At 55.2% G+C, this 17964-nt stretch carries 21 protein-coding genes and 1 pseudogene; 13 read left to right on the top strand and 9 right to left on the bottom strand.

Annotated elements, in window-relative coordinates; translation table 11 throughout:
• The first annotated feature begins 13 nt into the window (after nucleotides 1-13).
• The 4 genes from CRP02_RS02840 (at nucleotide 14) to repC (ending at nucleotide 5225) form a co-directional block, all read left to right on the top strand.
• Nucleotides 14-1081, top strand: a complete 1068-nt coding sequence (locus tag CRP02_RS02840) for a LacI family DNA-binding transcriptional regulator (RefSeq protein WP_097170171.1) — start codon at nucleotides 14-16, stop codon at nucleotides 1079-1081.
• A gap of 421 nt (nucleotides 1082-1502) precedes the next feature.
• Complete coding sequence (repA, locus tag CRP02_RS02835; protein WP_154961928.1) at nucleotides 1503-2786, top strand: plasmid partitioning protein RepA; 1284 nt, start codon at nucleotides 1503-1505, stop codon at nucleotides 2784-2786.
• Nucleotides 2783-3808: a plasmid partitioning protein RepB gene (gene repB / locus CRP02_RS02830; protein WP_097170169.1), complete on the top strand. Its 1026-nt coding sequence runs from the start codon at nucleotides 2783-2785 to the stop codon at nucleotides 3806-3808. Before repA ends, repB begins: the two co-directional genes overlap by 4 nt.
• 202 nt (nucleotides 3809-4010) lie before the next feature.
• Nucleotides 4011-5225, top strand: coding sequence for a plasmid replication protein RepC (gene repC, locus CRP02_RS02825; protein ID WP_097170168.1), 1215 nt, complete (start codon nucleotides 4011-4013; stop codon nucleotides 5223-5225).
• 209 nt (nucleotides 5226-5434) lie between these two features.
• On the opposite strand, the gene CRP02_RS02815 is transcribed toward repC, so the two are convergent.
• Nucleotides 5435-5743 carry a type II toxin-antitoxin system RelB/DinJ family antitoxin gene (locus tag CRP02_RS02815; protein WP_097170167.1) on the bottom strand — a complete coding sequence of 103 codons (309 nt, stop codon included), beginning with the start codon at nucleotides 5741-5743 and terminating at the stop codon, nucleotides 5435-5437.
• A gap of 67 nt (nucleotides 5744-5810) precedes the next feature.
• Nucleotides 5811-6104 (bottom strand): DUF2513 domain-containing protein, encoded by a 294-nt coding sequence (locus CRP02_RS02810; protein WP_323455317.1) that lies wholly within the window; start codon nucleotides 6102-6104, stop codon nucleotides 5811-5813.
• 254 nt (nucleotides 6105-6358) lie between these two features.
• On the opposite strand from CRP02_RS02810, the gene CRP02_RS02805 reads away from it, so the two are divergent.
• Nucleotides 6359-6580 carry a BrnA antitoxin family protein gene (locus tag CRP02_RS02805; protein WP_323455329.1) on the top strand — a complete coding sequence of 74 codons (222 nt, stop codon included), beginning with the start codon at nucleotides 6359-6361 and terminating at the stop codon, nucleotides 6578-6580.
• A gap of 75 nt (nucleotides 6581-6655) precedes the next feature.
• Here CRP02_RS02805 and vapC read toward each other — a convergent pair whose 3' ends face one another.
• The 6 genes from vapC to CRP02_RS02775 form a co-directional block, all read right to left on the bottom strand.
• Nucleotides 6656-7057: a type II toxin-antitoxin system tRNA(fMet)-specific endonuclease VapC gene (gene vapC / locus CRP02_RS02800; RefSeq protein ID WP_038496209.1), complete on the bottom strand. Its 402-nt coding sequence runs from the start codon at nucleotides 7055-7057 to the stop codon at nucleotides 6656-6658.
• The gene (gene vapB, locus CRP02_RS02795) at nucleotides 7057-7287 is read right to left on the bottom strand and encodes a type II toxin-antitoxin system VapB family antitoxin (protein ID WP_003519381.1); all 231 of its coding nucleotides are present in this window, start codon (nucleotides 7285-7287) and stop codon (nucleotides 7057-7059) included. The genes vapC and vapB overlap by 1 nt, the downstream gene beginning before the upstream one ends.
• Before the next feature lie 781 nt (nucleotides 7288-8068).
• Nucleotides 8069-8209 (bottom strand): hypothetical protein, encoded by a 141-nt coding sequence (locus tag CRP02_RS27080; protein WP_003518781.1) that lies wholly within the window; start codon nucleotides 8207-8209, stop codon nucleotides 8069-8071.
• A 370-nt stretch (nucleotides 8210-8579) separates the two neighbouring features.
• Entirely contained in the window at nucleotides 8580-9350 is a 771-nt protein-coding gene (gene hpaI, locus CRP02_RS02785) for a 4-hydroxy-2-oxoheptanedioate aldolase (RefSeq protein ID WP_038496212.1), read from the bottom strand.
• A gap of 7 nt (nucleotides 9351-9357) precedes the next feature.
• A complete protein-coding gene (gene hpaH, locus CRP02_RS02780) occupies nucleotides 9358-10140 on the bottom strand; it encodes a 2-oxo-hept-4-ene-1,7-dioate hydratase (RefSeq protein WP_097170164.1) in 783 nt (260 codons plus the stop codon).
• A gap of 19 nt (nucleotides 10141-10159) precedes the next feature.
• Nucleotides 10160-11053: a dioxygenase gene (locus CRP02_RS02775; RefSeq protein WP_097170163.1), complete on the bottom strand. Its 894-nt coding sequence runs from the start codon at nucleotides 11051-11053 to the stop codon at nucleotides 10160-10162.
• A 245-nt stretch (nucleotides 11054-11298) separates the two neighbouring features.
• Here CRP02_RS02775 and CRP02_RS02770 point away from each other — a divergent pair, with 245 nt between their 5' ends.
• The 6 genes from CRP02_RS02770 to CRP02_RS27830 all read left to right on the top strand — a co-directional run bounded on the left by CRP02_RS02770 (nucleotide 11299) and on the right by CRP02_RS27830 (nucleotide 15848).
• Nucleotides 11299-12033 carry a GntR family transcriptional regulator gene (locus CRP02_RS02770; protein WP_038496221.1) on the top strand — a complete coding sequence of 245 codons (735 nt, stop codon included), beginning with the start codon at nucleotides 11299-11301 and terminating at the stop codon, nucleotides 12031-12033.
• On the top strand, nucleotides 12030-12842 hold the full coding sequence (locus tag CRP02_RS02765; protein WP_097170162.1) for a sugar phosphate isomerase/epimerase family protein: 813 nt from the start codon (nucleotides 12030-12032) through the stop codon (nucleotides 12840-12842). Before CRP02_RS02770 ends, CRP02_RS02765 begins: the two co-directional genes overlap by 4 nt.
• Nucleotides 12843-13895: 1053 nt before the next feature.
• Complete coding sequence (locus CRP02_RS02755) at nucleotides 13896-14570, top strand: serine hydrolase (RefSeq protein ID WP_323455316.1); 675 nt, start codon at nucleotides 13896-13898, stop codon at nucleotides 14568-14570.
• Nucleotides 14571-14712: 142 nt separating this feature from the next.
• On the top strand, nucleotides 14713-14910 hold the full coding sequence (locus tag CRP02_RS27840) for a hypothetical protein (protein WP_323455315.1): 198 nt from the start codon (nucleotides 14713-14715) through the stop codon (nucleotides 14908-14910).
• A gap of 137 nt (nucleotides 14911-15047) precedes the next feature.
• Entirely contained in the window at nucleotides 15048-15461 is a 414-nt protein-coding gene (locus CRP02_RS27835) for a serine hydrolase (RefSeq protein ID WP_323455314.1), read from the top strand.
• Complete coding sequence (locus tag CRP02_RS27830; protein ID WP_236765544.1) at nucleotides 15462-15848, top strand: hypothetical protein; 387 nt, start codon at nucleotides 15462-15464, stop codon at nucleotides 15846-15848.
• 187 nt (nucleotides 15849-16035) lie between these two features.
• On the opposite strand, the pseudogene CRP02_RS02745 reads toward CRP02_RS27830, so the two are convergent.
• A pseudogene (locus CRP02_RS02745) lies at nucleotides 16036-16945 on the bottom strand (recombinase family protein); the annotation flags it as partial.
• A gap of 357 nt (nucleotides 16946-17302) precedes the next feature.
• On the opposite strand from CRP02_RS02745, the gene CRP02_RS02740 reads away from it, so the two are divergent.
• Together CRP02_RS02740 and CRP02_RS02735 are read left to right on the top strand one after the other, a co-directional pair.
• Nucleotides 17303-17551 carry a type II toxin-antitoxin system VapB family antitoxin gene (locus CRP02_RS02740; protein WP_006313527.1) on the top strand — a complete coding sequence of 83 codons (249 nt, stop codon included), beginning with the start codon at nucleotides 17303-17305 and terminating at the stop codon, nucleotides 17549-17551.
• Nucleotides 17548-17961, top strand: coding sequence for a type II toxin-antitoxin system VapC family toxin (locus tag CRP02_RS02735; protein ID WP_097170160.1), 414 nt, complete (start codon nucleotides 17548-17550; stop codon nucleotides 17959-17961). The genes CRP02_RS02740 and CRP02_RS02735 overlap by 4 nt, the downstream gene beginning before the upstream one ends.
• The last annotated feature ends 3 nt before the right edge of the window (nucleotides 17962-17964 follow it).

The following is a 17964-nucleotide window of genomic DNA, read 5'->3' as shown; positions in this document are numbered from 1 at the left end:
AAGGCTACCGCTTATGGACAAGATCCCGCCTAAAACTCCTTCCGTTACAGTCGCTGACGTCGCACGCCAAGCCGGCGTCTCAAAGGCAACGGCTGCACGCGTGCTGGGTGGCTACGGAACCGTCAGCGACCGGGTGAGAGAGGCGGTCCTGGCAGCGGCTCGGTCCCTCGATTATCGCCCCAATGAGCTTGCTCGCAGCATGACGACAGGTCGTTCAGGCACCATCGGCGTAGTGGTGGGAGATATTGAAAACCCCTTTTTCAGCCTCGCCGTGCGAGGCATCACGGATATTGCCCGGCAGGCAGGCTTCACCGTCATCCTCATTAACTCGGGTGAAGACGTCGTTGCGGAAAGAGCGGCCATCCGCACTCTGCTTGCCAAGCGTGTCGACGGTCTCATCGTCTCGCCGGCCAAGGAAAACGACGTCGAGCATCTGCATGAGGTTATTCGCTCGGGGCTGCCGCTCGCGTTGCTCGATCGTGGAAGCGACACGCTCGATGTCGACACTGTTATTGCCGACGACCGGCATGCCGCCGAGAATATTACACGCCGGCTGATTGCGCTCGGCCACCGCCGCATCGCCTATTTAACCGCCTGCGACACGCCGGATCATCGGTTCCGCACTGCAAACGACATCAGTACCGGTTCGGTCAGGCGACGCATCGAAGGGTATCTTGGTGCGTGCAGTGAGGCTGGTCTGACCAACATGGAAAGCTGGGTACAGGTCGGTGCCGTCACGCAGCAAGAGACGCATCGCATCGTTACCGAAATGCTCCAGTCGGCGCAGCGTCCGACGGCAATCATTGCATCGGACAGTATAATCGGCCTGGAGGTGTTCAAGGTTCACCGTCAACTGGGGCTTAGCATCCCGGACGACCTGTCGCTGGTATCGTTCCATGATGCGGATTGGACGTCTGTAACGACGCCTCCCGTGACCGTCGTGCGCCAACCCGTCTACGATCTCGGTGCGACGGCGGCCAGGTTGCTGGTCGAGCGGCTAAATGGCAAAGGTCAGATGGCCCGCAAGGTCGTTCTGAAAACCGAAATCGTTGAACGTGCCTCCATGCGGGAAGCATTTTGACTCGGTAGACGGTTTTGAAAAGCTGCTTTGATCCCTCCGTCGTTTTGTGACGGCCCCTCGCCGATCGATCCGCTGTCACAATTATCACCAACGTAAAAACGGCGATGGTCCTCGGTCAGACAAAATCCGATAGATCGGCTCGCAGCCGGCCCTTTTAGTATGGCCGAGTGGTTGCCTCTTGAGATCGAATGTCGTTCGATTCGCTATGGGGTAGATTTTTTTGCATTGAAAATCTCGTTTCGACCGACGCTGATGACCTTGATTGCCGAGCAAAAATGCAGTTGCCACCGCAGGGGCAGGATGGCCAAAATATTCTATAAGTATCTGATTATAATTTATAAAATGGCCGCCTCTATTCCCCTGTCAACCACGGACGTCAAGATCCGGTTAACCGTAAATAACTGGACGGCGAAACAGAATCATGTTGTACCTTTGGCGGACGATGGTCGGCAAACCGGCGACTGCCCGCCAAGAGGAAAATATGGCGATAGCAAAACATGCAGAAATGACGAGCGGTCAGAAGGAAGACGCTGGCGCCAAGATCATGCGCCATGCGGGTCTTCTGTCTCAGCAGTTGCAGGACCTTCGCACCCGCATGTATCCTCCGAAGTCGGAGAAAAGCCTGCGGCCGTTCCTCACCAACGAAGTCTCCAAGCTGACCTCTATACCCGATTCTACGCTGAAACTCATGTCGAGCGAAGGCCGTGGACCGATCCCTGGCCGGCTGGAAAATAACCATCGTGTCTATACGCTTGCTCAGATCAATGAATTGCGCGAGCTCTTTGCCGCCCAAAAGCCTTCTGAAGCGCTGAGATTTTCTCCACGCCGACGCGAGGGCGAGCATCTCCAGGTCGTTGCGATCGCCAACTTCAAGGGCGGTAGTGCCAAGACCACGACCTGCGTCCATCTTGCGCATTATCTCGCGCTGCAAGGCTACCGCGTCCTTGCTCTTGATCTCGATCCGCAGGCATCACTTTCTGCGCTGTTCGGCGCGCAGCCCGAATTCGATGTGGGTGCCAACGAAACGATCTACGCTGCTCTTCGCTACGATGACGCCGAGCGCCGGCCAATCCGCGATATCATCCGCAAGACCTATTTCGACGGGATCGATCTGATCCCCGGCAACCTCGAAGTGATGGAATATGAGCATGAAACGCCGCGGGTTCTGGCGCAGAAATCGGGCTCGGGAGCGATCTTCTTCGAACGGTTGAAGCTTGCTCTTGCCGAGGTTGATCAGGACTATGACGTCGTCATTCTCGACACTCCGCCGTCTCTCGGGTTTCTGACGCTGAGTGCGATTTATGCTGCGACCAGCATGATTATTACGGTACACCCGGCGATGCTCGATGTCGCATCCATGAGCCAGTTTCTCCTGATGATGGGAGATCTGATAAGCGTGCTCAATGAGAGCGGAGCGCAGCTTGATCAGGATTTCATCCGCTATCTCATTACCCGCCATGACCCCAACGACGCACCACAGTCTCAGGTCGTTGCGCTGATGCGCCATCTCTTCGGAACGGATGTGCTTCTTCCGACGCTGATTGAAAGCACCGCTGTCGAGGCAGCAGGACTTGCAAAACGCTCGATCTACGAACTCGAAATGGGCCAGATCGGCCGTGACACGCATAAACGCGCACGCGAGGCGGTTGATGCCGTCAACGAAGCGATCGTGAAACTCATCAACACCAGCTGGGGACGCACATGACCAACAAGTCATCGCGTAAATCCATCGTTGCAAATTTTGGCCTGCTGTCGGCGGAACTTGAAAACCGGCTGACGACCGATGCTCCTGCCTCCCCGCAACAACCTGCACCAACTGCACGTGTCGGTGCCGGCGTGATCGGTGCGGCGCACAGGGCGATCGACGACATCAAATCGGAACGCGATCGCCTCAAGGCGCTTGTTGAATCGGGTGGTGGTGCGATCAGAGAGCTCGACCCGTCAAAGGTTGATCCCTCTCCCTTTCCCGATCGTCTTCCAGATGATAACGCATCGGATTTCGAGTCTTTCAGGAACTCGATAAAGTCCGAGGGTCAGAAGGTCCCGATCCAGGTCCGCAAGTCACCAGCGTCGCCCGATCGCTATCAGGTAATCTACGGCCATCGCCGGCTCCAGGCAGCCCGAGATCTTGGAATTCCGGTCAAGGCGATCGAAGTCGAGATTTCCGATGTTGAGCTTGTCATTGCGCAGGGTATCGAAAACGCCGATCGCCAGGATCTGACCTGGATCGAGCGCACCCTGTTTGCCCGCCGTATGGATGATGCCGATGTGAAGCCTCGTGATATCAAGGCGGCATTGTCTATCGACGATCCCGAGCTTGCGCGAATGCGAGCGGTTTATCGCGCCCTTCCGCTCGATATCGTCGAAACAATTGGTCGGGCAGCCAAGGTCGGTCGTCCGAGGTGGGTGGAGTTTGCAAAGGCTTTCTCGGAACAGCCTGACCTGCATGATGAACTGCGCAGAGTGCTTTCGGTCGCTACGCAAAGACGGCTTGGATCCGATCAAAAGTTTCTGGCAGCCTTTAACGCCCTGAAACCTGCCGCACCGTCGAAGGCCGGCAAGATGATTGCCGGCGCCGCAGGCGAACCACTTGGCAGTTTTTCGCGCACGAACAAGGATATCCGTATTTCGGTGGATACACCGGCCGGAGCAGAATTCCTGCGTTTCATCGAAGCGCAGCTGCCGTCACTGGCTGAGCGGTTCACGCGCGAAAGATCAAAGATTTGAACTGAAGCCGAGAAACAGACTTCGGAACCATTTTAAGTAAGGAAAACGCGCAAAAGAAAAAGGCCCCCGAAACGTTGCCGTCATGGAAGCCCTTCTCGTCGTGTGAGAACTAGAGAATCGCATTTCCATGAATCCTAGTCAAGAGTCTTTGGCACCGTTTTGGTGAGCGTAAATCTTTTGCCTTTTTGAAGAGGCGAGGGACATGGAAGGTGGACAAGTGACGACGCCGTTTGGGCGGCGGTCGGTAACTCTTGCGCTTGTGAAGCAGCAGATTGCCACGACCAGGATCAAGGAAGGCAAGTCGGCAGACAAATGGAAAGTCTTCCGCGACGCATCGGAAGCGCGAGAGGTTCTTGGTCTGCAGGACCGGAGCCTTGCAGTGCTCGATGCGCTTCTGAGTTTCTATCCTGAGAATGAGCTGCGCCAGGACGCACAGCTCATCGTTTTCCCGTCGAACATCCAGCTGTCAATTCGTGCGCATGGCATTGCGGGCGCTACCCTGCGGCGTCATCTTGCCCTGCTTGTCGATGCAGGGCTGATCATCCGCAAGGATAGTGCAAACGGCAAACGCTACGCCCGAAAGGATGGTGAAGGCTCGATCGAGCACGCCTTCGGTTTTGACATATCGCCGCTTCTGATGCGCGCCGAGGAACTGGCATGCCTTGCCCAGCAGGTGGCTGCCGATCGGATCGCGTTCCGCAGGGCAAAGGAGAACCTAACGATCTGCAGGCGGGATATCCGCAAGCTGATTACGGCGGCCGTCGAAGAGAGGGCTGAAGGCGATTGGGACGAGCTGGAAGAGCAATATCTTGCCGCCGTCAGGCGAATTCCTCGAAACCCGACGCTCGACGAACTGAGAGATTTGGGCGTCGAGCTGGATAATTTGCGGCAGAACATCATCAACCAGTTGAATTCCGATGACTTTTCTTCAAAAATGACCACCAATGATGCTCAAAATGAGCGTCACATACAGAATTCAAATACCAAACTCCTTAATGAACTTGAACCTCGCTCTGAAAAAGAGCAGGAGGCGAAGCCGAGCCAGAATAAGCAGGCCGAACATGTGCCGATTAAGGCTTTTCCGATTAGTCTCGTCTTGCGCGCCTGCCCCGAGATTTTAAACTACGGTCCTGAAGGCCAGATCAGAAACTGGCGAGAACTCATGACGGCCGCCGTGGTGGTCAGATCGATGCTCGGGGTGAGCCCGTCCGCATATCAGGAGGCCTGTGAGGTAATGGGTCCGGAGAACGCGGCAGTGACGATCGCCTGCATTCTCGAGCGGGGCGGCCACATCAATTCGGCCGGCGGGTATCTCAGAGACCTAACCAATCGGGCCAAGCGAGATGAGTTTTCGCTGGGGCCGATGCTGATGGCGCTATTGCGGGCGGCCGGTCATCCGGTGAAGGCAACGGGGTGACGTTGACGTAATTGCTGAGGTGTTCCCGTTGCGCCGGTGTTTCTATCTGCAATTCTCCCGACTCTGCCACTTGCTGGAAAAATCGATCAGACGACGGACTGCAACGACGATGCGTTCGTCGACCAAAATGGCGGCGGCCGGGCTCTCCAACTCGATAAAAGTAAAAATTGCATCGCGATCCGATAAGGCAAATGCAGACTAGGTTAGTCTCAAGACGTTATACCCGCCGCCTTATTGCGTGCAGTCTGTCGACGCTTTTTGAAATGAGCCTCGACTTCATCGTTGGGAATATCCGGTCTTGTATCATTTAGCACCTCAAGCACCTTGGCACGAAACCAAGTATCGTGAGTCTCGCTGCCTGAAAAAAGTTCAAGCGGCAACACGCCCTCGTTGGCGGTTCTCGTAAGCAATATGCGGACCGCGTCTGACACCGTAAGTCCCATACCTTCAAGAACTAGGGACGCACGGTCACGAATTTCAGCATCGATACGAGTTTGAACGAGCGCATTTGCAGCCATAGCTATCTCCAGATTGATATCTAATAGTAATGCAATTGAATTACAAAATCGTTCGTCTTTGGCCAATCTACTTTTTAAGTGCGATACCAAACTGCGATGATAGCTGCTCAGAAATATAAGCGACAGCAACTGCCTTCGCGATCTCGAAGGTGCCTCCTCCCGCCTTTTTCAAAATAGCGTTGGTATGATCCCAAACGTCTTTGCGTCGGACACTGTCTAGAAACTCGTGGCCGCTCCAACTCAGTCCACGAAAGGTTACTGAAATTGAAGGCTGCTTTTTGATCTTCAACGGCATAAGGAAACCGGCATCATCCAGCAGGTGTAGATGATAAATGGATAACGTCGTCACGGTACCCCTCAACGGCAACCTCAGGACTTCACACCAACGGTTTCCGGAGCAGGCGTGGCAGGCTTTTAGAACAACTAAACTCCTAGCGGAGATCGAACGCTATTGTCGGTTGAGGCTTCCTCCAACCGGTTCGGCAGTTGCAGGAAGCCAGTGGAGTTTCACTTCACGATATGCGATCTCTTCGGGATTGCGGGGCGGCTGGTCAGTTTATCAGCAGCAATTGCATTCCTTCGGCTGCCAACTACACGTGGCTTGCGACCACCGCTGTGTGGGCATACAGCCTGGAAAAAAACCGACCGGCTGCGCTGTTCAAATGGGCAACGAAGGTCGCAGCGCCGGCCGTTGAACGGCCTGCAATCCCTACCGCCAAGGAGCTTGTATCATTGAAGATCGGCAGCGATGTCCTCGCGCATTTTCAGGGGGACGGTCCTGGCTGGCAAGAGCGCATCAACGATACCTTGCGAGCCGTAATGAACGTGTCCAATTAAGCTCTTAGTGGGATATTGTGCGACGGCCCGGTAGTTGAATGCTTCTGTGATCGGCCAGGTGATCAATGTTTGAAACTAAGAAGTCCAGTCTTCCACTCGTAATCCGGGTACGCGATCAAATTCACGACGATTATTGGTAACCATAACCAATCCGCGCGAGCGCGCGTGCCCCGCAATCAACTGATCATATGGACCGATCGGAGTGCCACTGCGCGCTAGTTCGGCTCGCAATTGACCCGTATGGCTTGCTGCTAATTCATCGTATGGGAGCACCTCGAGGCGCGCCGCGAAGCCCTCCACAACAGAAAGGTTCTTTTCTGGACTGGCTGACTTTTCCGCTCCGTAAATCAATTCCATTAGGCTGACCGAGCTGATGCAAAGCTGATCATGTGAGCGATTGAACGCATCGCGCACTTGCTGAGGTCGATTCTTGATCGTAAAAATGCAGATGTTGGTATCGAGCATGTACTTTAGCATTAGAATGCCTCGCGCTCCTGCGGAGCAGCCTGGTCACGCTCAATCATAAAGTCGGATGTCACCTCCGCTCCTTCAAACCAACTGTCCCAGATCTCACCGGCTGGTGCGATGATGCGAGTGCGTCCCACCGCAACGATATCGACACGCTTTACGTCATCGGGCAAAGCGACCGCTTTTGGCAAACGTATTGCTTGGCTACGATTGCTCTGGAATACTGCACCCTGCTCCATCTACATCCCTCCGGATTGCATCAATAACTGTGTAGCCTATATAGTTCTTCGCGTGGGATATGTCAATGGGATATACAGTATAGGTCTTCTTAGGCACACGCGATCAGCATTACACCCAGTCGTCTTCGCCTTGAAAGGAATCAAACTGGCCTACCAGTTGAACCAATCATCGGGCTCAATGCCTACATGGATATAATGTCTGGCCATTCTTTCGTGCCGTGAAGAACGTGGAGAATACGATTCTCCGGTGGCGCCACGGCCTAAGCCGTGAGGTACGGCGCAACAGTAATAACCAGTTGGCGTGTCCCGACAATTTTGCCAACACGACTACTCGCAGGAAAATCAACCAAGCGACGAACTGCAAAACGATCCGTTCGTCAACCATGATGGCAGCTGACGGGTTATCCGATTCAATGAATGCGAAGACGGCGTCTCGATCTTATCGCGTAAACGCTGAGGAAGTAAGCTTCACGACTTGCGTACCATTGCTTTAAGCCGCGCTTGCCCGCGACGTTTCTCAAACTGTGCCTCGACTTTACCATCCGAGAGGTCCGGTCGTGAGAAATTAGTTCAGCCCCACCTTGTTACGGGCGGGGCTGGTCAAATACATGCATGCATAAGGAATTGCGGATAATCTATTGGGCCAGGTGCCTGAGGCGAGGTCTATACTCGATCTCCTGTGACGCAAATCACCGCCTACGTTTAGTCGGAGCTGGTTTGGAAAAGGTCCATTCTGCTTCCAAACCAATGTGGATTGAAGCAAGTTGACACCTGTCGGCGCTCAGTTTCCTTTGGCCTCGTTATCTTTCTTCGCCTGATCGTGATGCCACTTGATGGCGTAGTACATGCCAATGCCCAGTACGATAATTTTGAACGGCAAGAAAACTATTGGGAAAAAGTCTACCCATTCCAGGTCAGCCATTTCGAGTACTTCCAGTCTGTTGCTTGGAATTGTCTATCCTTCAGGATAGGACACACCCGAAATGCTCCTTTAACAACTCAATTACAAGATCGACAGGCATGGTCTTTTTGACGCAGCCTCGCCTCCTTTGTGCCGGTCGCCAACGTGATACTGGGCTCCTCAATCAGGAGCGAGACGACGCCGCGCGCAGGTGCATGCTGGCTATCAGGCCGGGTGGAAAGACTGTTGACACCGATACGGTCGACCGCTCTGGGCCTCGAATGCGAGTTGGCACGCGTTTGGACCGGATGGCCGCATCGCTCTCCACATGCCAATCGGTTCGCGTCCATAGACGCAAGGTCGGTGACGATGTGCCCGAAAGCTTGCATGTCTACAACTGTCTCGAAAACCTGGCCGCCAATGCTTCTGATCCGCGCGCCAGCAATGCGACATCGACACCGACGGCAGTGAACAGTGTTCCCAATTCCATGCAACGTGCCGCGAACTTCTCGTCAGGCGTGAGTATTCCTGCCGGCTTTCCGAGCCGTTTGAGCAATGCGATCGTATTTTCAATCGCCTCGACCACTTCCGGATGGCCCGGTTGTCCCGGATAGCCGAAACTGGCTGCGAGATCCGCCGGGCCGATAAATATCCCGTCCACCCCTTCGATGGATGCCATGGCCTCGATATGAGCAATAGCCTCCCGCGTTTCGACTTGAACGAGAACGCAAATCTCCCCCTCCGCCTGCTGGGCATAGTTCTTTACCCTGCCGAAACGTGTGGCACGCGTAAGCGCCGAAACGCCTCGAATTCCTTTCGGTGGATACCGGGTTGCTTCCACCGCGGCTTTCGCTTCGTCTGCATTTTGAACAAAGGGGATTAGAAGGGATTGTACACCAATATCCAGGAAGCGCTTGATCAGCACTGGATCGTTGACAGCTGGGCGCACCACCGGCGCGACATCGTAAGCCGCGACCGCCTGCAATTGTGGCAGCACGGTCAGCACGTCGCCGGGTGAATGTTCGGTATCAAACAACAGCCAATCGAACCCGGCTGGCGCCACGATTTCGGCAGCGTAGCTCCCTGGAAGCCCGCACCAAAGTCCTATCTGGCTTTGCCCGGCCTGCAGTTTTGCTTTAAATTTATTGACTGGAAGATCCATCTCTACCTCACGTAAAAGAGACGCCGATCGAGCCAACTGGCCCATAATCAGCCTGAATGACATCGCCCTTTATGATGTCGACCGGCCTCGTAAATGAGCCCGCAAGGACGATCTGACCTTTTTTCAAGCCGCCACCGACGGCATGAAGTTTGTTGACCAGCCATGCAACGCCGGCCGCCGGATGACCCATGATCGCCGCTGAAACCCCGGACTCTTCGATAATGCCGTTTTTCGACAGAGTTGCTCCGACCCAGCGTATGTCGATATCAAACGGGCGGATCATCCGCCCACCCACGACGATTGCTCCGAAGGCTGCATTGTCGGCGATTGTGTCTGTAATCGCACGCGGAACTTCGGTTCTGTAATCGATGATCTCGAGCGCAGGCAGAATGAACTCCGTCGCGCGCATGACGTCATAGATACGGGTGCCCGCTCCTTCCAGGTCTTCACCCATTACGAATGCCAACTCGACTTCCAAGCGCGGCTTGATGAACAAATCCGCATTAATTTGCGCGCCATCATTGTAGAGCGCATCATCCAGGATCACCCCATAATCCGGTTCGGTCATCTTGGATGCCATTTGCATGGCGCGAGACGTCAGACCTATTTTGTGACCGACAATTCGCGCGCCGCGCGAAACACGCAACTCGGCCCAAAGCGCCTGAATGCGATACGCATCCTCAATTTCGAGCTCGGGATAAGTTTTGCTGGGTTGGACAATGGGAGTCCGCGTGGTTTCCGCCTCCAGGATGGCCCTGGCTGCTGACTGGCGTTGTTCCTCGGTGATCATTATCCGGCTCCAAATGAAGTTACTTGATCGGCGGGCGCGGCAAGACAGCCTCGCCTGCTTCCATGACATAAGTGTAGTCGAGCGAGAACCACGGCGCTTGAATGTCTCGGTTGGTTGGATGCGGTTCGTCGTGGCGAATGAAATCGCCGGTGAGCGCCGCAGTCACGCCAAACTGAACGTCAGATTCGATATTCGGATCGCTCGGATCGAAAACCTGCGAAATCAGCGTCTTGTAGCCCCGCTTGAAGATCAGCGCGTGCAAATGTGCCGGTCGAAAAGGATGGCGGCCCTGAGCCTTGAGCAGGCGTCCGACGACGCCATCGACGGGGATGGGATAACCAACCATCTTGACCGTCTGGAACCAGAAACGTCCCTCCCCGTCCGTCATGAATTTGCCGCGCAAGTTCATCTCCGCTTGGTCTGGATCCTGGTTCTCATAAAGACCGACAGGGGATGCGTGCCAGACGTCGACCTCGGCACCGGAAATAGGATTGCCTTCGCGATCGATCACACGAGCATGGACGAAAAGCGGGAAGCCGGGCGTGTAGGACCGGATGATCGTGCCGCCGTTTTCAACTCTTGGAGAATTCAGGCGCCAGAATGGTCCAAGAAGCGACTGCGAAGTCTCTGTTTGCCCCTCGTCACCGTTATTGAGCAGGCAGACAAGGGACGACACGCCAAGTGAGCCGGACATGAGGACAAACTCGTTATGACTATCGGTTTGCATTTGGCCGATCTCGTTAAGAACCGCAGTCGCTTCCCGGAATTCCACCTCGGTCAGCCGTACTTCGCGAACGAAAGCATGAAGATGCTTCACCAGAGTCATCAGGATGTCCCGCATCCTCGGATCTGAAGTCTGGCCCATGGCCGCAATCACGGCGGGCGTTAAGTCCCTTTCAGATTTAATCACCATCGTCACCTCCCACCGTCCGAGTGATACGTAAATAATCGATTATTTGTCAAGCGCTCATCGACGCACCCAGCGTCAGGATTCTGTGAAATTTCAAAATTGTGAGATAGTTTACCGATATTGGAGTATTTCACTCAATATCGTGAATTCTATTGTCGACCATGACGGAAAAATCCAAATTCGTTGACAATAATAATCGTTTATAATATCGCCCATCAATCAAGCGCGACATTCTCGTGGGAGGTTTTATGAAGCGACAGAGTGACTCACCCGACGCACCCAACGAGCAAGCCGGAAACGGTGACTTTGCCGATGACGGCAAGAACACGATTGGAAGCCAACTGGCATTCCGGCTGCGCGAAGCAATTATTTCGGGAGGGCTGGAGGCTGGCAGCAAGATCAATCTCGACAAGGCGCGACAGTCATTCAATGTGAGCCTCAGCCCCTTGCGCGAAGGGCTTGCGCGCTTGATTTCCGATGGGCTGGTGGAGTTTGAAGACAATCGCGGCTACCGGGTCGCGCCAGTATCACTCGCAAATCTGGAAGAGATCACGAGTCTTCGCGAAGAGTTGGAGGTTTTCGCGTTGAAAGAGTCGATTAGGGTCGGTAACGCGGAGTGGGAAAGCAATGTCATGCGCGCGCTTCACAAGCTCAACCGTGCCGAACGCGATGCGAACAAGCCGGAAACTCTCGAATATTGGGAGATGGCGCATCGCGACTTCCATCTCACCCTTATTTCGGGCTGCGGAAAGCCACTTCTCCTGCATTTCTGCAGGACCCTGCTCAATTTGAATGATCGATATCGCAGAAAATTCCTGACCCAGACTTCAGGCGACCGAAATGTCAGCCAGGAGCATAGTGAAATCGCTCAGGGCGCTGTGGCGAGAGACAGCGATTACGCGACTGACAAGCTTCATCAGCACATCCATCGCACCGGCGCTAACCTGCTTGATCATTTGGCTCGTACAGGAGTTGTGCGATGACCGATGCTGCGGTGAAAGAGCCGCCCGTAGGCATCGCCCATTTCTCTGCGATCCAACTGCCGCCCCAGCAGTTCGTCAGGCATGCTGCAGTCGCAGGCTTCAATTCAGTAGGACTTCGGCTGCATCCCGCTTTCCCCGGGGCAGCCTATTACGAGCTGCCGCAGGGCAGCAGGGATGCACTGGAGTTTCGAACTTTGCTCGACAGCGAAGGCATCAACGTTTTTGATATTGAGTTTTTCATTATCGGCCCGGATTTCAACGCTACCTTGGTCGAACACATCGTCGCTGCCGCGGCCGATATCGGAGCCAAGCGACTCTCCGCATGCGGCGATGATGGCGACCTGCAACGCCTAGTCGGCAATTTGACGGAGTTCTGCCAGCTTGCTGGACGATATGGGTTGGCCGTCGACGTGGAGAACATGGGTTGGCGCACTATCAACACCTATAGCAAGGCTGCTTCACTGGTCACGGCGTCCGGCCAAGACAATGCAGGTGTCTTGGTCGACGCCATTCACTTTTTTCGAAATGGCGGAAACATTGACGAGATCAAAATTGATATCGTACGGCATGTGCAGCTCTGTGACGTAGTTGGGCCGGCACCCAAGCGTCCAGAAGACATGATGAGTGAAGCCCGCGAAGGACGGTTGGCGCCGGGTGATGGCATGTTGGGGTTAAGCGAATTGCTGAACAAAGTTGTTGGCCATGCAACGATATCGGTGGAGGTTCCATTGGTTGGCGACATCGATCCGCTGGTTCACCTAACAAATCTTAATATGAAATCACGGAAAATTCTGCGACCGGCACCCTAAGGGGTTCTGAAAGTGCCTTTGTCGGGCTCTCCCAACCGCTCGGCAGCGACGTTAATGCGGCTGTGCAGCAGAGGGGACGTTACCGTCGTACGTCATAGACACTGTGTAGCTCGCCGTCGCTCGCCATGACAGATCGGCAGTTTTTATTTTGGTTCAAAGATGGGCAATCGGACTTGGAGGCCCGTGGGTGGGAGACCAACCGAACCAGCGGATCAGCTATCGTGCTCTAGAATAATCTGGTGGGCGCAGGCAGTTTGCCAACCGTCGCCCCTCCCCCCGCAGGCCTGTGGGTTTACCTCGGCGCCCAGATTGAGTAATTTCCGATTCAAGGCGCGGTGCTGGTGACCTTTGTTCGAGCGGCAGAAGTTATCCTCACACTGAAGTCCACCTTCTGTTTCAGCATATCAAGTCCGTCCGTTGCGGCAACTCACGGGCTCGGATGATAAATTCGCTGGGATTTTGTTTGTTTGCCTCCTTCCCCTCCCCTCCCCTTCCCGAGCAGATGTCGGCGCGGGGTGTGGTTCGTCGTGATTGTGGTGGCCGTTTCTGAGAATATGCGGTCCCGACCGTTTCGCATGAGATCTACCCGCCCGCCCCTCCCCCTTCCCCCTTCCCCTCCTCCGAGGTGTAACTTGACCGTTCAAGTTGATGTGCGACTACAAACCTTGTCAGCTGACAAGGTCGCGGGTAGCGGACGTCTTTAAACCGATGCCCTTGGACGCGCAGCAATTGATCGTCTGGTATCTGGACTTGCTCAAGCGAGAAGAACTGATCCGGGGTCAGATCGGCGCCCCAAAAACCTTGTTAGCTGACAAGGTTTTCCTGATCGGTGCTGAAACGTCAACCAACGCAAAAAACTATCGCCGATGTTCACGCATTCGCTGCTTGTACCGTCGCTAAAACAAGTGTCGCTATAATTGGGTTTTTGCGACAGGCTCTCTTGGAAGGCCGACGGACAGCAAAGATCCCTTTCTAAGACATAGCGAATTTGTACGGGGACAATCTAACGAGGCCACGCTTGCACCGTCATGATAGATAAAGCTGTTCACCCCGGTGACTTTTCTAAGGTCATTCTATGCGCTTGATTGTTTTTGCTGTCGGCTCTTTTGCCGGGGGGGGGTAAATGCGCAGCCGTGGCAAAACATCGATCCTGCATCTGCCGGCTGGTCGATTGATAAGCTGAAGGCAGCGCAGGATTACGCAACCAGCCTGAAACCCACCGCCGTCATGGTGGTGCAGGACGGCAAGGTGATTGCCAGTTGGGGCGACGTGTCCCGCAAGGTGAATGTCGCCTCTATCTGCAAAAGCCTTCTCAGCGCAATTTATGGCATTGCGGTCGGAGAGCGCCGCATCGATCTCGGCAGTACCCTTGCTGATTTCGGTATTGACGATAAGTGCCCGGCGCTTACGGCGACCGAGCGGCGGGCGACAATCCGCGATTTGCTCATGGCGCGATCTGGCGTCTACCAGGTCGCGGCTTACGAGACTGCTGATATCCGCCATAAACGACCAGAGCGGGGTAGTCATGCGCCTGGCACGTTCTGGTTCTACAACAACTGGGATTTCAGCGCTATCGGCACGATCTACCGGCAGCAGACCGGCGAAGATATTTTCCAGAGCTTCTCGAAGCGCATCGCCTTGCCGGTCGGCATGGAGGATTTCTCAGTGCGCTACTGCAGCTATTCGCTCGAAAGCTCGTCTATTCATCCGGCCTACATTTCACCATGAGCGCCCGCGATCTCGCCGTTTCGGTCAGCTTTTCCTGAATGGAGGCAAGTGGGATGGTCAGCAGGTAATTCCTGCCGCTTGGGTGCGGGAATCCACTACCGCGCTGTCGCAGCCGTCTGAACACAATAGCGGCTACGGCTACATGTGGTGGACATTGCGCACTGACCAGTGGTGGCCGGGCAGTGTGTTCAACGCTGGCTATGGCGGTCAGGTCGTCGCGTATGTGCCGGAGAAGCGCCTGGTTGTGGTGCAGACCGTGGACCCGCACCAGAACCGGCGCGGCATAGATATGCGGGATTTCTTCCAGCTCATGCGGAAGATCGCCGCCGCAGCACCATAAGGACCGGAACCGTAATGCAGACAGCACGAACCAGCCTTCGGGTCATTTTCATTTTAATCCTCATTACCTTATTGGTTAGCAGGGCACAGGCGCAGCCATGGTAAAGAATCGATCCTGCATCAGCGGGATGGTCTGCCGTGAAGCTGAAGTCGGCGCAGGATTATGCCGCCGGCCTGAAGCCTACGGCGGTCATGGTGGTGCAGGACGGCAAGGTGATCGCCAGTTGGGGCGATATCTCCCGCAAGGTGAATGTCGCCTCTATTCGAAAAAGCTTGCTCAGCGCCTTGTATGGCATCGCCGTTTCGGAAGGCCGGATCGATCTCAGCAGCACGCTTGCCGATCACGATATTGATGACAAACCTCTGGCGCTGATGGCTGCCGAGAAGGAAGCGACAGTCCGCGACCTGCTCATGGCGCGCTCGGGTGCCTATCATCCGGCCGCCTATGAAACCGGCGACATGCAGCGAAACAGGCCGGCGTGGGGAAGTCATGCGCCCGGCACGTTTTGGTTTTACAATAATTGGAATTTCTCAGCGCGGGACGGCAAGTAAGTGTCCGAACGGCATTCCAGCCATCCCGCCTATCCCTTTCACCTCAGCACCAGAGACGCGGCCCGCTTCGGCCAGCTCTATCTTGATGGAGGACGCTGGAGCGGCCGGCAGGTCATTCCTGCGACTTGGGTGAAGACGTCCACCACGGCCTATTCCTCTACCGATCGTGGTAGCATGGGATACGGTTATCTTTGGTGGATCTTGAACCCGAATGTATTTAGACCCGGCGCGGCGTTGGCGTCTGGTTATGGCGGTCTGGCGATTGCCATCGTGCCGGCAAAGCGTCTGGTTGTCGTGCAAATCGTCGATCCGGCTCAGAACGCGAAAGGCGTCAGAACGAGCCATTTCGTCAAGCTGCTGCAGCAGCTCGCCACTGTTGCGCCGTGATGCTTCGTGATGCGGGGGCGGGGGATACCAGCGTAATTGACTTCCCCTTTGAAACTTCGCCCTGAACTCGAATACAGACAACTCGCCTCCGACATTGTCCGGAGCCAAGCCAAGAAATCTCTTCCGCCGAAATCGGGCAAGGAGAGAAACCGTGCAATCGGCAGGTTGATGCACCGGGCCTTAAATGACGGATAAGGCCGAACCGATGCGCCTCATCCAGCAGGTTGCGAACGGATGATGGCTGCCATTTGCGTCCACCGCGCGCCGGTCGCTCTCCCATCTGATCAAGCTGGCTGGCAATGTCGCGCAGCGAAAGGCCGGGGTCGGCAATGGCAATAGCTGCGACGAGCTTCAAGAGGTGATCTTCTGGTGCACGGCGCGGAGAGCGGACCAGTAGCTCGGGATCTGCCAGCTTTTCGCGAACCATTCGATGCACGGCTCGAGGTAGTCTTTCCACAGTCCAGTCATGGCTTCTGCGATTGAGGACACGCACGACATTGTCCCAACTATGTTTTGGGCGAAGTTGCCGAACGGTCGGGAGCCAGTTTTGCGCAGAGGAGATCAGCTCGTCGAGATAGATTTTTTCTCGCGCCTTCGACACCGCCTTGATCGCCTCCGGTCGTCTCCCGAAGGCCTGGATTGCCGGGCAGCTTGCCGCGAGCTTTTGCCGCCTTGATGCCGGCCTTGGTTCGCTCGGCGATCAGCGTTCGTTCGAGCTGCGCGACGGCGCCAAGAACCTGAAGAGAAAACATGCCCTGTGGCGTGGACGTATCGATCGAATCGCGGATCGAACGAAAATGGACACCACGCTCTTCGAGATCTTCGATCACTTGCAGAAGGTGGCTGACAGACCGGGCAAGGCGATCCAACCGGACGACAACCAGCACGTCGCCGGCGGTGAGGTGCCCGAGAAGTCTTGTGAGAACCGGCCGAGCGCGTGATGCACCCGAGCCTTGCTCCTGAAATATCCGCTCGCAGCCGGCAGCACGCAGCTCGTCCATTTGAGCGCCATGGACCTGATCGTCGGTAGAGACACGTGCATAGCCTATAAGGCGTTTAGGCGCCGACGATGGATTGGCAACTTGCCGTTTTGCCATGGTTCTCTCGTGCGTTTTTCAGGTGCTTTGTACAAATAAGGAATGCGTGAGAAAATGAGTAGTTGCAAGCGTGTTTTATGACCTGAATGCAGCCCTGTCAGACGCAAAACGCGGCGTCGAACGACATCCGGGCCACGACCTGCTTGAAATGCGCTCTGATGGCCGTCTACGGCGGAAATTGCTTAAAGTGTGGTGTTCGGGGAGGGGATGTGTTGGCCTCCACGCGGAACGAACATGCATGATTACCCAACCACGGGGCGCCAAATCAGAAATACTAGATAGCCATCAAGATGGCATCCGCCATCTTGATGGCTAGTTCAATTTAAGTTACTGTGGATCCAGAGAAAGGAGCACTCAATGGTAACACCGCAACTATCTGTCCGCAGTTCCAAAGCGCGCGACCTTGCCCATAAGCTCGCCCGCCGAGAAAATCGCACGATTGCCGATATCGTCGAGCGCGCGCTCGAAACCTATGAGGCTCGTGAGGCAGGACGTGAACCCGCTGCGAAATTCTATAGTCGTCTTTCATCGCAGTCGGGTACTGATATCGATTTCGACAGTATCATCGATGAAAACAGACGCGCTCACAAAGGCGTCGAGCTTTGATTTTTCTCGACACGAATGTGATGTCGGAGACTTTGAAGAAAGCTCCCGATTCTGCGGTCATAGCGTGGCTGGTTCGTCACGACGCCGAATTGGCATTGCCGACGGTTGCAGTTGCTGAGATCGCTTTTGGTATTCAAAAGATCAGGCCGGATCAGCGCGCCGATCGCCTGGAAGAGGGACTTGTGAGCTGGCGTCGCCGGTTCTCCGACAAGATGTTTGCCTTCACGGAAGAAGCAGCATTGGCCTATGGCGATATCATGGGAGACGCTGCGCGGCAGGGGAGGGAGATGTCGGCTCCGGACGGCATGATCGCGGCGATAGCGCGGATCAATGGTGGCCGGTTGGCGACCCGAAACCTCAAAGATTTCGAGACAACAGGGCTCGAATTGATCTCGCCCTGGCAATTCTGACAG

The sequence above is a fragment of the Rhizobium sp. AN5 genome (assembly GCF_900215255.1).
GTDB lineage: Bacteria > Pseudomonadota > Alphaproteobacteria > Rhizobiales > Rhizobiaceae > Agrobacterium > Agrobacterium tumefaciens.
The sequence above is the reverse complement of the archived record's forward strand: the minus strand, read 5'-3'. Positions and strand labels throughout refer to the sequence as shown.

Coding starts and splice junctions, on each gene's coding strand:
- repB (WP_097170169.1), top strand. CDS start 2,783: ATGACCAACAAGTCATCGCGTAAATCCATCGTTGCAAATTTTGGCCTG.
- repC (WP_097170168.1), top strand. CDS start 4,011: ATGGAAGGTGGACAAGTGACGACGCCGTTTGGGCGGCGGTCGGTAACT.
- hpaI (WP_038496212.1), bottom strand. CDS start 9,350: ATGGATCTTCCAGTCAATAAATTTAAAGCAAAACTGCAGGCCGGGCAA.
- CRP02_RS02770 (WP_038496221.1), top strand. CDS start 11,299: ATGAAGCGACAGAGTGACTCACCCGACGCACCCAACGAGCAAGCCGGA.
- CRP02_RS02775 (WP_097170163.1), bottom strand. CDS start 11,053: ATGGTGATTAAATCTGAAAGGGACTTAACGCCCGCCGTGATTGCGGCC.
- hpaH (WP_097170164.1), bottom strand. CDS start 10,140: ATGATCACCGAGGAACAACGCCAGTCAGCAGCCAGGGCCATCCTGGAG.
- CRP02_RS27840 (WP_323455315.1), top strand. CDS start 14,713: ATGTGGTGGACATTGCGCACTGACCAGTGGTGGCCGGGCAGTGTGTTC.
- CRP02_RS02765 (WP_097170162.1), top strand. CDS start 12,030: ATGACCGATGCTGCGGTGAAAGAGCCGCCCGTAGGCATCGCCCATTTC.
- CRP02_RS02740 (WP_006313527.1), top strand. CDS start 17,303: ATGGTAACACCGCAACTATCTGTCCGCAGTTCCAAAGCGCGCGACCTT.
- repA (WP_154961928.1), top strand. CDS start 1,503: ATGTTGTACCTTTGGCGGACGATGGTCGGCAAACCGGCGACTGCCCGC.
- CRP02_RS02815 (WP_097170167.1), bottom strand. CDS start 5,743: ATGGCTGCAAATGCGCTCGTTCAAACTCGTATCGATGCTGAAATTCGT.
- CRP02_RS02840 (WP_097170171.1), top strand. CDS start 14: ATGGACAAGATCCCGCCTAAAACTCCTTCCGTTACAGTCGCTGACGTC.
- CRP02_RS27080 (WP_003518781.1), bottom strand. CDS start 8,209: ATGGCTGACCTGGAATGGGTAGACTTTTTCCCAATAGTTTTCTTGCCG.
- vapC (WP_038496209.1), bottom strand. CDS start 7,057: ATGCTAAAGTACATGCTCGATACCAACATCTGCATTTTTACGATCAAG.
- vapB (WP_003519381.1), bottom strand. CDS start 7,287: ATGGAGCAGGGTGCAGTATTCCAGAGCAATCGTAGCCAAGCAATACGT.